At 60.8% G+C, this 12,712-nt stretch carries 10 protein-coding genes; all 10 read left to right on the plus strand.

All coding sequences use genetic code 11. The annotated features are described in order from the left end of the window. Positions 1-184: 184 nt before the first annotated feature. Positions 185-628: an RNA polymerase-binding protein DksA gene (gene dksA / locus C4J92_RS22410; RefSeq protein WP_003194150.1), complete on the plus strand. Its 444-nt coding sequence runs from the start codon at positions 185-187 to the stop codon at positions 626-628. An 84-nt stretch (positions 629-712) separates the two neighbouring features. After that, positions 713-1,600, plus strand: coding sequence for a tRNA glutamyl-Q(34) synthetase GluQRS (gluQRS, locus tag C4J92_RS22415; RefSeq protein ID WP_124405299.1), 888 nt, complete (start codon positions 713-715; stop codon positions 1,598-1,600). Positions 1,601-1,662: 62 nt separating this feature from the next. After that, entirely contained in the window at positions 1,663-1,839 is a 177-nt protein-coding gene (locus tag C4J92_RS22420) for a hypothetical protein (RefSeq protein WP_003176118.1), read from the plus strand. Continuing rightward, positions 1,823-4,777 (plus strand): sensor histidine kinase, encoded by a 2,955-nt coding sequence (locus C4J92_RS22425; protein WP_164484567.1) that lies wholly within the window; start codon positions 1,823-1,825, stop codon positions 4,775-4,777. The genes C4J92_RS22420 and C4J92_RS22425 overlap by 17 nt, the downstream gene beginning before the upstream one ends. A gap of 22 nt (positions 4,778-4,799) precedes the next feature. After that, positions 4,800-6,230 carry a sigma-54 dependent transcriptional regulator gene (locus C4J92_RS22430; protein ID WP_124405300.1) on the plus strand — a complete coding sequence of 477 codons (1,431 nt, stop codon included), beginning with the start codon at positions 4,800-4,802 and terminating at the stop codon, positions 6,228-6,230. 693 nt (positions 6,231-6,923) lie between these two features. After that, positions 6,924-8,327 (plus strand): polynucleotide adenylyltransferase PcnB, encoded by a 1,404-nt coding sequence (locus C4J92_RS22435; protein WP_124368369.1) that lies wholly within the window; start codon positions 6,924-6,926, stop codon positions 8,325-8,327. 2 nt (positions 8,328-8,329) lie between these two features. Continuing rightward, a complete protein-coding gene (folK, locus tag C4J92_RS22440; RefSeq protein WP_124405301.1) occupies positions 8,330-8,812 on the plus strand; it encodes a 2-amino-4-hydroxy-6-hydroxymethyldihydropteridine diphosphokinase in 483 nt (160 codons plus the stop codon). Between the two features lie 322 nt (positions 8,813-9,134). Continuing rightward, complete coding sequence (gene panB / locus C4J92_RS22445) at positions 9,135-9,935, plus strand: 3-methyl-2-oxobutanoate hydroxymethyltransferase (RefSeq protein WP_124368371.1); 801 nt, start codon at positions 9,135-9,137, stop codon at positions 9,933-9,935. Continuing rightward, positions 9,932-10,783, plus strand: coding sequence for a pantoate--beta-alanine ligase (gene panC / locus C4J92_RS22450; RefSeq protein WP_124364429.1), 852 nt, complete (start codon positions 9,932-9,934; stop codon positions 10,781-10,783). Before panB ends, panC begins: the two co-directional genes overlap by 4 nt. A 226-nt stretch (positions 10,784-11,009) precedes the next feature. After that, on the plus strand, positions 11,010-12,674 hold the full coding sequence (gene pgi, locus C4J92_RS22455; RefSeq protein WP_124405302.1) for a glucose-6-phosphate isomerase: 1,665 nt from the start codon (positions 11,010-11,012) through the stop codon (positions 12,672-12,674). Positions 12,675-12,712 lie beyond the last annotated feature (38 nt).

Here is a 12,712-nt window from a genome sequence, read left to right on the forward strand (position 1 = left end):
AGACATACCCAGCCACGACGGGCCGCTGCAGTTTGCAACCCCCGACGCGACAGGCTCGACAACCGGGAGTGGCGCACCCCGAATCTATCTGGTAAGTTCGCCCGCTTGCAGCCGCAGGGCCGGCAGGTGTCGGTGACGTTGCAATCCTGCGCAATGGATTAGAAGAGTGAGAGGCGGTCTATTCATGTCCACCCAAGCAAAGCAACAGCAGACTCAAGGCCTCGGCGGCTTCGAACCCTATGTGGAAAAAAAGGGCGAGGAGTACATGGGCGAGCCCATGCGCGAGCACTTCACCAAGATCCTGAACAAGTGGAAACAGGATTTGATGCAGGAAGTCGACCGCACGGTTGACCATATGAAGGACGAAGCAGCCAACTTCCCTGACCCGGCCGACCGTGCCAGCCAGGAAGAAGAGTTCGCCCTCGAACTGCGCGCCCGCGACCGCGAGCGCAAGTTGATCAAGAAGATCGACAAGACCCTGCAACTGATCAAAGACGAAGAATACGGCTGGTGCGAATCCTGCGGCGTCGAGATCGGTATTCGTCGCCTGGAAGCCCGCCCGACCGCGGACCTCTGTGTAGACTGCAAGACCTTGGCCGAAATCAAGGAAAAACAGGTCGGCAAGTAATGCTTGTCGAGCTGAACGAATGGGGCGTGCGAACGCCCCATTTTTGTTGCTGGCGTTTACCGATTTTCCAGTAGTATCCGGCCCATGACTGCCTCTACCTATATCGGGCGCTTCGCCCCCACGCCCAGCGGCCATCTGCACTTCGGCTCCCTGGTCGCCGCCCTCGCCTCCTACCTCGATGCCCGCGCCAATCAAGGCCGCTGGCTGATGCGCATGGAAGACCTCGACCCACCCCGTGAAGAACCCGGCGCCCAGACGGCAATCCTGCACGCCCTGGAAAGCTACGGCTTTGAGTGGGATGGTGAACTGATCCGGCAAAGCGAGCGGCACGACGCCTACGCCAAGGTGCTGAACGACCTGTTCAACCACGGCCTGGCCTACGCCTGCACCTGCTCGCGCAAACAGCTGGAACCCTACAACGGGATTTACCCCGGGCTTTGCCGCAATGCCGGCCACGATCAGCAAGATGCGGCTATCCGTCTGCGCGGGCCCGAGCTTGAATATCATTTTACCGACCGCGTACAGGGCGAATTCCGACAGCACTTGGGACGCGATGTAGGCGATTTCATCATCCGCCGCCGCGATGGCCTGTACGCCTATCAACTGGCCGTGGTCCTGGATGACGCCTGGCAAGGCGTTACCGACATCGTGCGCGGTGCCGACCTGCTCGATTCCACGCCACGCCAGCTTTACCTGCAGGAATTGCTTGGCCTGCGCCAGCCGCGTTATCTGCATGTGCCGCTGATCGTCCAGCCGGACGGTCACAAACTGGGCAAGTCGTACCGTTCGCCACCGCTGACCGCAGACCAGGCCACGCCATTGTTACTCAGAGCGCTACGCGCCCTTGGCCAGCCGGCCGGTGACGAGCTGCTTTACGCCAGCCCCAGGGAACTGCTGGATTGGGGCATTCGGCAGTGGGATGCCACACGGATCCCACGCACACTCACCCTGGCCGAAGCGCAATTGAACTGAAGGCGCTTGCAGCTTGCCAGCCATCCGTTACCATCGCCGCAATTCTTCAATCAGAGGCCAACATGTACATCTATCGATTGGTCCTGCTGCTGGTCGTCGGGATCTACCTGTTTTCCCCCGCCATCATGGACTGGTGGATCGATGCCACGGGCGCCTGGTACCGTCCTTATCTGCTCTGGCTGATCCTGATCGTCGTGACCTTCATCCTGCAGAGCCAAAAAGATGCCGATGAGCTTTAGCCTCACCCAGATGCTGCTGATCAGCGCCGCCTACCTGGCGGCGTTGTTCGGCGTCGCCTGGATCAGTGAGCGTGGAATGATTCCGCGGGCGATCATTCGCCATCCCTTGACCTACACCTTGTCCCTGGGCGTATACGCCAGCGCCTGGGCGTTCTACGGTACGGTGGGCCTGGCCTATCAATACGGCTACGGTTTCCTCTCCAGCTACCTGGGGGTGTCCGGTGCGTTCCTGCTGGCGCCGGTGCTGCTGTACCCGATTTTGAAAATCACCCGCACCTATCAGTTGTCCTCCCTGGCGGACCTGTTTGCCTTTCGTTTTCGCAGCACCTGGGCCGGCGCACTCACCACGATTTTCATGCTGATCGGCGTGCTGCCGTTGCTGGCCCTGCAGATCCAGGCAGTGGCCGACTCGATCAGCATCCTCACCCGCGAGCCGGTGCAACATCGCGTTGCCCTGGCCTTCTGCGCCTTGATCAGCCTGTTCACCATTTTCTTTGGCTCACGCCATATCGCCACCCGCGAAAAACACCAGGGCCTGGTGTTTGCGATTGCCTTTGAGTCGGTGATCAAGCTGGTCGCCATCGGCGGCGTCGGCCTTTATGCGCTCTACGGCGTGTTCGACGGCCCGCAACAGCTGGAATTGTGGCTGCTGCAAAACCAGACCGCCCTCGCCGCCTTGCACACGCCCCTGCAGGAAGGCCCCTGGCGCACGCTGCTGCTGGTATTCTTCGCCTCGGCGATCGTGATGCCGCACATGTACCACATGACCTTCACCGAAAACCTCAACCCACGCTCATTGGTCAGCGCCAGTTGGGGTTTGCCACTGTTCCTGCTGTTGATGAGCCTGGCGGTGCCGCTGATTCTGTGGGCCGGCCTGAAACTGGGGGCCACCACCAACCCTGAGTATTTCACCCTCGGCATCGGCATTGCCGCCAACAGCCCGGCCCTGGCGCTGTTGGCGTATGTCGGCGGTTTGTCGGCGGCCAGTGGCTTGATCATTGTCACCACGCTGGCACTTTCCGGGATGGCGCTCAACCACTTGGTGCTGCCGCTGTACCAACCACCGGCCGAAGGCAACATCTACCGCTGGTTGAAATGGACGCGCCGCGCGCTGATCGTCGCGATCATCATGGCCGGCTATGCCTTTTATCTGCTGCTGGGCGCCGGGCAGGACCTGGCCAACCTCGGCATCGTGGCCTTTGTCGCCACCTTGCAGTTCCTGCCGGGCGTGCTCTCGGTGCTGTACTGGCCGACCGCCAATCGCCGTGGCTTTATCGCCGGGTTGCTGGCGGGCATCCTGGTGTGGCTGGTGACTATGCTGCTACCGCTGGTCGGCAACCTGCAGGGTTTCTACATACCGTTGCTGAATATGATTTACGTGCTGGATGACACCAGCTGGCACATGGCAGCAATCGCCTCGCTGGCCGCCAACGTCCTGATGTTCACCCTGATCTCGCTGTTCACCAACGCCAGCCCCGAAGAAACCAGCGCCGCCGAGGCCTGCGCGGTGGACAACGTGCGCCGTCCGCAACGCCGCGAACTGCATGCGGCCTCGCCCCAGGAATTCGCCACGCAACTGGCCAAGCCGCTCGGCGCCAAGGCCGCGCAAAAGGAAGTCGAACAAGCCTTGCGCGATCTGTACCTGCCGTTCGACGAGCGCCGTCCCTATGCGCTGCGGCGCTTGCGCGACCGTATCGAAGCCAACTTGTCCGGGCTGATGGGCCCCAGCGTGTCCCAGGACATGGTGGAAACCTTCCTGCCCTACAAGGCTGGCGGCGAAAACTATGTGACCGAAGACATCCATTTCATCGAAAGCCGGTTGGAGGACTATCACTCACGCCTCACCGGCCTCGCCGCCGAACTCGATGCCCTGCGCCGTTACCACCGCCAGACCCTGCAGGAACTGCCGATGGGCGTGTGTTCCCTGGCCAAGGACCAGGAAATCCTGATGTGGAACAAGGCCATGGAAGAGCTTACCGGCATCGCCGCGCAGCGCGTGGTCGGCTCTCGCCTCAATACCCTCGGTGACCCCTGGAAAGAATTGTTGCAAGGTTTTATCAACCTGCCCGATGAGCATTTGCACAAGCAGCACTTGGCCCTCGACGGCCAGACCCGTTGGCTCAACCTGCACAAGGCCGCCATTGACGAGCCCCTGGCCCCGGGCAACAGCGGCCTGGTGTTGCTGGTGGAAGACCTCACCGACACCCAGATGCTCGAAGACAAGCTGGTGCACTCCGAGCGCCTGGCCAGTATTGGTCGCCTGGCCGCCGGTGTGGCGCATGAGATCGGCAACCCGATCACCGGTATCGCCTGCCTGGCGCAGAACCTGCGGGAAGAGCGCGAGGAGGACGGTGAAATCACCGAGATCAGCGGGCAGATCCTCGAGCAGACCAAGCGCGTGTCGCGCATCGTGCAGTCGCTGATGAGCTTCGCCCACTCCGGCGCCCATCAGAATCAAGACGAAGCGGTGTGCCTGGCCAAGGTGGCGCAGGATGCCATTGGGCTGCTGGCCTTGAACCGGCGCAATTTCGAAGTACAGTTCTTTAACCTGTGCGATCCGGACCACTGGGTCGATGGCGACTCACAACGCCTGGCCCAGGTCCTGATCAACTTGCTGTCCAACGCCCGCGATGCGTCCCCGCCGCACAGTGCGGTGCGCGTCAAGAGCGAGGCTTTCGAGCACACGGTCGACCTGATCGTGGAAGATGAAGGCAGCGGCATTCCACAGAACATCATGGACCGATTGTTCGAACCCTTCTTCACCACCAAGGATCCAGGTGAAGGTACCGGTCTGGGCCTTGCACTGGTCTATTCCATCGTTGAAGAGCATTATGGACAAATCACCATCGACAGCCCGGCTGACACCGAAAGCCAACGCGGCACCCGTATCCGGGTGACCTTGCCGCGTCATGTCGAAGCGACGTCCGCTGTGAACTGAGACCGTCGAGAGAATTGAATCAATGCCGCACATTTTGATCGTCGAAGACGAAACCATTATCCGCTCTGCCTTGCGTCGCCTGCTTGAACGTAATCAGTACCAGGTCAGCGAAGCCGGCTCGGTGCAGGAAGCCCAGGAGCGGTTCAGCATTCCCACGTTCGACCTGATCGTCAGCGACCTGCGCTTGCCGGGCGCTCCGGGTACCGAATTGATCAAGCTGGGCCAGGGCACTCCGGTGCTGATCATGACCAGCTACGCCAGCCTGCGCTCGGCGGTGGACTCGATGAAGATGGGCGCGGTGGACTACATCGCCAAGCCTTTCGACCATGACGAGATGCTGCAGGCTGTGGCGCGCATCCTGCGTGACCGCCAGTCGGCCAGCAGTGCGCCATCTGAACCGCGTCCGGCAGGAAAAGCAGCCGACAAACCGGGCGTCGATAACAGTAACGGCGAAATCGGCATCATTGGCTCCTGCCCGCCGATGCAGGACCTGTACAGCAAGATCCGCAAAGTGGCGCCGACCGACTCCAATGTATTGATCCAGGGTGAGTCGGGCACCGGCAAGGAACTGGTGGCCCGCGCGCTGCATAACCTGTCCAGGCGCGCCAAGGCCCCGATGATCTCGGTGAACTGCGCGGCGATCCCCGAATCCCTGATCGAGTCGGAATTGTTTGGCCACGAAAAAGGCGCGTTCACCGGTGCCAGCGCCGGGCGCGCCGGCTTGGTCGAAGCCGCCGACGGCGGCACGCTATTCCTCGACGAAATCGGCGAGTTGCCCCTGGAGGCCCAGGCGCGCTTGTTGCGGGTGCTGCAGGAAGGCGAGATTCGCCGGGTCGGTTCAGTGCAATCGCAGAAGGTCGATGTACGCCTGATCGCAGCGACGCACCGTGACCTCAAGAGCCTGGCCAAGATCGGCCAGTTCCGTGAAGACCTGTATTACCGCCTGCATGTGATTGCGCTCAAGCTGCCGCCACTGCGCGAGCGTGGCGCCGATGTCAACGAGATCGCCAGCGCGTTCCTGCTGCGCCAGAGCGCGCGCATCAACCGTACCGATCTGAAATTTGCGCCGGACGCGGAGCAGGCGATCCGGCATTATGCATGGCCGGGCAACGTGCGCGAACTGGAGAACGCCGTCGAGCGCGCGGTCATCCTGTCGGAAAGCCCGGAAATATCCGCCGAGCTGTTGGGCATCGATATCGAGCTCAGCGATCTGGACGACGACGACTTCATCGGCCTGGCGCCACAACAGGGCGCAGGTAGCGCGACCAGCCATGAGCCGACGGAAGATTTGTCCCTGGAAGACTACTTCCAGCATTTCGTCCTCGAGCACCAGGACCACATGACCGAAACCGAACTGGCCCGCAAGCTGGGCGTAAGCCGCAAGTGCCTGTGGGAACGTCGCCAACGCCTGGGCATTCCGCGGCGCAAGACCGGTGTTCCCAGCGAGAGCTGAGGTAACACCTGCTAATGTGAAAAAACTGTTACCGCAGATATGTCGCGTAACAAAAGCCGGGGCTTACGGTAACGAAGCCCCGGCTTTTTTTCGCCCGTCAAAACCCTGAAACCGCCTCAACCCCATGATTTTGCTGGGCTTCGCAAAAGTTGGCACGCACCCTGCTATATGCTTAGTACAAAAACAATAACAAGCTTTGTACCAGACAATAAAAATAAGACGAATCGACTCACGCATAACAAAAACAACACGGCGGAGGCGCAGCTAACTGATTCTTTTGGAGAGGCGTTGCATTGGGGCTTGCCCCGCAACCAGGCCGAGAACAACAAAAACTGCCCTAAGGCAGAGCCTGAACTGGTTGGATCGTAGATCAGCAACACAGCGACCAAAGCAATCCGTTTGCTCTTGGCTCCCGATTGGGAGTGCCATGAAGGTGAAGCTTCATGGCGAGGGCGATCAACAAAAACAAGAAGCCCGACACCATAATAAAAATAGAGTACGCAACTACTTCTGGGGGAGCTTCGGCTCCCCTTGTAGTTTCCGTCAGTTAGCCCCTGGATTTGCCTTTTAAACGCTTATGGCGCAACGCCTGCAGCTTGTTCCTACACCATCCCCTGACTAAATGCTAGAATCCCGGCCCATCATGCGGTCATTCTTCGTTATGGCCGAACATTCCTTCAAACAGTGCATCCCATGCTGAAGAAGTTGTTCCAGTCATTCCGTTCTCCCTTGCGTCGTACGCAACACATTCGCAGCACGCCTGAAGTGCTTAACAGCAATCAGCATTCATTGCAGCGCGCTCAATTCAGCCGTTATGCGGTGAACATCGTCGAACGTTTGCAGAACGCCGGTTACCAGGCCTACCTGGTGGGCGGCTGCGTACGTGACATGCTGCTCAATATCACGCCGAAAGATTTCGACGTCGCCACCAGCGCCACGCCTGAACAGGTGCGTGCCGAATTCCGCAATGCGCGGATCATCGGGCGCCGCTTCAAGCTGGTGCATATCCACTTCGGTCGCGAAATCATCGAGGTCGCGACGTTCCGCGCCGGCCACCCGCAAAACGATGAAGAGGAAGATACCAATCAGTCTTCTCGCAACGAGAGCGGGCGCATCCTGCGCGACAACGTCTACGGCACCCTGGAAGAAGACGCGCAACGCCGCGACTTCACCATCAATGCCCTGTATTACGATCCAGTCAGCGAGCGGATCCTCGATTACGCCAATGGCGTACACGATATCCGCAACAACCTGATCCGATTGATCGGCGACCCGACGCAGCGCTACCAGGAAGACCCGGTGCGCATGCTGCGCGCCGTGCGGTTCGCCGCCAAGCTCAACTTCGGTATCGAGAAACACACGGCCGCACCGATTCGCGAACTGGCACCGATGCTGCGGGAAATCCCGTCGGCACGCCTGTTTGAAGAAGTGCTCAAGCTGTTCCTTTCGGGTTACGCGGCCGACACCTTTGAAATGCTCGTCGACCTGCAGTTGTTCGATCCACTGTTCCCGGCCAGCGCCGAGGCGTTGGAACACAACCCGACGTACACCCACACACTGATCAGCGAAGCGTTGATCAACACTGACCTGCGCATCAAGCAGAACAAGCCGGTGACCCCGGCGTTCCTGTTTGCCGCCCTGTTGTGGCCGGCCCTGCCCAAACGCGTACTGCGCTTGCAGGACCGTGGCATGCCGCCGATCCCTGCCATGCAGGAAGCCGCCCACGAGCTGATCACCGAACAGTGCCAGCGCATCGCCATTCCGAAACGCTTCACCCTGCCGATCCGCGAAATCTGGGACATGCAGGAGCGCCTGCCGCGCCGCAGTGGCAAACGCGCCGACCTGTTGCTGGACAACCCGCGCTTTCGCGCAGGCTACGACTTCCTGTTGCTGCGCGAAAGCGCCGGCGAGCAGACCGACGGCCTGGGCGAATGGTGGACCGACTATCAGGATGCCAATGACAGCCAGCGGCGCGAGATGATTCGTGAGCTTGGCAGCAAAGGCGACAGCGTCGGCGAAGGGCCGAAAAAGCGCCGCCGCAGCTCCAGCAAGCGCAAACGCAGCGCCGCCGATGCCTCGGGCGCAACGGGCGAATAAACGTGGAACGTATCTACATCGGCATGGGCAGCAACCTGGCTGCCCCACAGCAGCAACTGCGCAACGCTATCGAAGCTCTGGCGCACTTGCCTGGCACGGCCCTCGTCGATGTATCCGCCTTCTATCAAAGCGACTCCCTGCTGCCAGGCCAACCGCGCTACACCAACGCGGTGGCGGCCGTGGACAGCAACCTCACCCCGCTGCGCCTGCTCGACGCGCTGCACACCATCGAAAACGACCAGGGCCGCGAGCGCACTGAGCGTTGGGGCCCACGCACCCTGGACCTGGATATCCTGTTATTCGGTGATCGCCTGATTGATGAGCCGCGCCTCAAGGTGCCGCATTACCAGATGCACCTGCGGGCGTTCGTGCTTTATCCATTGGCTGAGCTGGTGCCTGCCCACATGCGATTACCTGACGGACAAAGCCTCAGCGACCTGCTTGAGGCCTGCCCATTCGTCGGCCTGGAACGCTTGCCTCTGTAGGAGCGAGCTTGCTCGCGAAAATCGTCAACGATCACGCGCTCAGCCTGATTGAACGCGGTGCCCTTGGATTCTTCGCGAGCAAGCTCCCTCCTACAATCGCGTCCGTAACAGCGGTAACACCGCCATCGTAACAAGGCGGTAACACATCCAATTGACTTCCCGTGTCCTCCTCACGACTATAGGCGTCCCGCCGCCGCCAACCCGGCGCTGAAGGGCGCAATCCAGGCCATATAAGCACTGCTATCAAGACGGTGCGCCTGTATAAACGAAGACTCACGCGCGTTACTCGCTGTTTCCAAGCGCCTGAACGAGGACCCTTTTCATGCCAGACATTACCCTGACCACCTTGCAGAGCCTCAAGCTCAAGGGTGAAAAAATCACCATGCTGACCTGCTACGACGCGACCTTCGCCCACGCCTGTTGCCAGGCCGGGGTCGAGGTGTTGCTGGTAGGCGACTCCCTGGGCATGGTTCTGCAAGGGAATGACAGCACGCTCCCCGTCACCACTGATGAACTCGCGTACCACACCGCCAGCGTCAAGCGTGGCAATGACGGTGCGTTCATCATCGCCGACCTGCCATTCATGGGGTATGCCACGCTCGAACAGACCTTCCAGAACGCCGGCAAACTGATGCAGGCGGGTGCGCACATGATCAAGGTCGAAGGTGCCGTATGGCTCGCCGAGTCGATCCGGCTGCTGGCTGAGCGCGGCGTACCGGTCTGCGCGCACATGGGCCTGACGCCGCAGTCGGTCAACCTCCTGGGTGGCTATAAGGTCCAGGGCCGCAATGAAGCCCAGGCACGCCAGATGCGCGCCGATGCCATCGCCCTGGAACAAGCCGGCGTCGCGATGATTTTGCTGGAGTGCGTACCCAGCGAACTGGCCGCCGAAATCACCCAGGCTGTCAAAGTACCGGTGATCGGCATTGGGGCTGGCTCCGCCACCGATGGCCAGGTGCTGGTGCTGCACGACATGCTCGGCCTGTCGATCAGCGGCCACGTGCCCAAGTTCGTGAAAAACTTCATGGCCGGCCAGCCCAGCATTCACGCCGCACTGAGCGCTTATGTCAGCGAAGTCAAGGCCGTGACCTTCCCTGGCGCCGAACACGGATTCTCTGCATGAACACCGTTAAAACCCTGCGCGAACTGCGCGCCGCCGTGACCCACGCGCGCAACGCCGGCAAGCGCATCGGCTTCGTGCCGACCATGGGCAACCTGCACAGTGGCCATGCGACCCTGGTGAGCAAGGCTGCGCAGCAATCGGATTTCGTGGTGACGAGCATTTTCGTCAACCCGCTGCAATTCGGCGCCGGCGAAGACCTGGACAAATACCCGCGCACCCTCGCCGCCGATCAGGAACGGCTGCTGCAAGCCGGTTGTAACCTGCTGTTCGCGCCAACGGTGGAGGAAATGTACCCCGGCGGCATGACCGGCCAGACCCGCGTCAGCGTTCCGCTGCTGTCCGAAGGCCTGTGCGGCGCCAGCCGTCCAGGCCATTTCGAAGGTGTCGCCACGGTGGTCAGCAAGCTGTTCAACATGGTCCAGCCGGACATGGCCGTATTTGGCCAGAAGGACTATCAGCAACTGGCGGTGATTCGCGCCATGGTGCATGACCTGAACATGCCGATCCAGATCATCGGCGAGCCGACCGTCCGCGCAGCCGATGGCCTGGCGCTGTCATCGCGCAATGGCTACCTCACCGAAGAGCAGCGCGCGATTGCACCGGTGCTGTACCGCAGCCTCAGCCAGATTGCCGCCGCCATCAAAAGCGGTGAGCGTGATTTCGCCAGGCTGCGCGCCGAGCACATCCAGCAGATCGAAGCCGCTGGTTTGCGCATGGACTACCTGGAAGTGCGCCAAGGCGTACACCTGAGGCCAGCCACGCCTGAGGATCGGGACATTGTGATTCTGGTGGCGGCCTATCTGGGCGCGACTCGCCTGATCGACAACCTGCATCTGACCCTCGACTGACCCCTGCCAACAGCCCGCCGATTGCCCTAAACGCTGCGCCGGTATAAAAAAGTACCGGCTACAGCGCAGACAAAGCCAAGACATATCGACACGCTAGGTTTAATGTAATCGCCCTGCGCGTATGGTTAGCGCTGTCCGGAACCCGTGGCCAGTTAAAAGACTGGATGTTCCGGATTTTGAAGTGTCCTAAAAGGCAGTCCCTGTAATAAAAAGGAAACCCGCAGCGATGGCGTACTACCGCACCCCTCATGACGTTACCGCGCTGCCCGCCTGGCAAGCGCTCAATCAACATCGCCAAGCCATGCAGGATTTCAGCATGCGCGAGGCCTTCAATGCCGACCCCCAGCGTTTTTCAGAATTCACCCTGAGCAGCTGCGGGCTTTTCCTCGATTACTCGAAAAACCTGATCACCGGCGAAACCCGCGACCTGCTGGTGGGCCTGGCCAACGAAGTCGGCCTTAAAGACGCGATCAACTCGCTGTATGCCGGCGAGCCGGTCAACTCCTCCGAAGGCCGCCCAGCGTTGCATACCGCCCTGCGCCGCCCGGTAGGCGACAAGTTGTCGGTCAACGGCGTGAACATCATGCCGGACGTGCACAAAGTGCTGAACCAGATCACTGACCTGGTCGGCCGCATCCACGACGGCCTGTGGCGTGGCTACACCGAGAAGCCGATCACCGACGTGGTGAATATCGGCATCGGTGGTTCGTTCCTCGGCCCGGAGCTGGTCTCCGAAGCGCTGCTGTCCTACGCCCATAAAGGCGTGCGCTGCCATTACCTGGCGAACATCGACGGCAGCGAGTTCCACGAGCTGACCATGAAGCTGCGCGCCGAGACCACGCTGTTTATCGTCTCGTCCAAATCCTTCAACACCCTCGAAACCCTGAAGAATGCCCAGGCTGCCCGCGCCTGGTACTTGGCGCAGGGCGGCTCGGAAGCCGAGCTGTACCGCCACTTCATCGCCGTGTCGAGCAACAACGCAGCGGCCGTGGCGTTCGGTATCCGCGAAGAAAACATCTTCCCGATGTGGGACTGGGTCGGCGGTCGTTACTCGCTGTGGTCCGCGATCGGCCTGCCCATTGCCCTGGCGATCGGCATGTCCAACTTCAAGGAACTGCTGTCCGGTGCCTACACCATGGACCAGCATTTCCAGAACGCGCCGTTCGAAGACAACATGCCGGTACTGCTGGGCTTGCTGGGCGTGTGGTACGGCAATTTCTGGGGTTCGCAGAGCCATGCGATCCTGCCGTACGACCATTACCTGCGTAACATCACCAAGCATTTGCAGCAGTTGGACATGGAATCCAACGGCAAGAGCGTGCGCCAGGACGGCACGCCGGTCGCCACCGATACCGGCCCGGTCATCTGGGGCGGCGTGGGCTGCAACGGGCAGCATGCTTATCACCAGTTGCTGCACCAAGGCACCCAAATGATCCCGGCCGACTTCATCGTGCCGATCGTGAGTTTCAACCCGGTCTCCGATCACCACCAGTGGCTGTACGCCAACTGCCTGTCCCAGAGCCAGGCATTGATGCTCGGCAAGACCCGCACCGAAGCCGAAGCCGAGCTGCGCGAAAAAGGCATCCCCGAGGCCGATGTGCAGAAACTCGCGCCGCACAAGGTGATCCCGGGTAACCGCCCGAGCAACACCATCGTGGTTGAACGCATCAGCCCCCGTCGCCTCGGCGCGCTGGTTGCGATGTACGAGCACAAGGTGTTCGTCCAGAGCGTGATCTGGGGCATCAACGCGTTCGACCAATGGGGTGTCGAGCTGGGTAAAGAGTTGGGCAAAGGCGTCTACAACCGCCTGACCGGCGCCGAAGAAACCTCGGCCGAGGATGCTTCGACCCAGGGCCTGATCAACTACTTCCGCGGCCGTCACCGCGGCTGATCCGGCGACTTCAGGGCCAATGTCCGTTTGGACGTTGG

Source organism: Pseudomonas sp. R3-18-08 (genome assembly GCF_003852065.1).
Lineage (GTDB): Bacteria > Pseudomonadota > Gammaproteobacteria > Pseudomonadales > Pseudomonadaceae > Aquipseudomonas.

What these genes read in the sequence shown, in the direction of transcription:
- dksA (WP_003194150.1), top strand. Translation starts at nt 185, where the DNA reads ATGTCCACCCAAGCAAAGCAACAGCAGACTCAAGGCCTCGGCGGCTTC.
- gluQRS (WP_124405299.1), top strand. Translation starts at nt 713, where the DNA reads ATGACTGCCTCTACCTATATCGGGCGCTTCGCCCCCACGCCCAGCGGC.
- C4J92_RS22420 (WP_003176118.1), top strand. Translation starts at nt 1,663, where the DNA reads ATGTACATCTATCGATTGGTCCTGCTGCTGGTCGTCGGGATCTACCTG.
- C4J92_RS22425 (WP_164484567.1), top strand. Translation starts at nt 1,823, where the DNA reads ATGCCGATGAGCTTTAGCCTCACCCAGATGCTGCTGATCAGCGCCGCC.
- C4J92_RS22430 (WP_124405300.1), top strand. Translation starts at nt 4,800, where the DNA reads ATGCCGCACATTTTGATCGTCGAAGACGAAACCATTATCCGCTCTGCC.
- C4J92_RS22435 (WP_124368369.1), top strand. Translation starts at nt 6,924, where the DNA reads ATGCTGAAGAAGTTGTTCCAGTCATTCCGTTCTCCCTTGCGTCGTACG.
- panB (WP_124368371.1), top strand. Translation starts at nt 9,135, where the DNA reads ATGCCAGACATTACCCTGACCACCTTGCAGAGCCTCAAGCTCAAGGGT.
- panC (WP_124364429.1), top strand. Translation starts at nt 9,932, where the DNA reads ATGAACACCGTTAAAACCCTGCGCGAACTGCGCGCCGCCGTGACCCAC.
- pgi (WP_124405302.1), top strand. Translation starts at nt 11,010, where the DNA reads ATGGCGTACTACCGCACCCCTCATGACGTTACCGCGCTGCCCGCCTGG.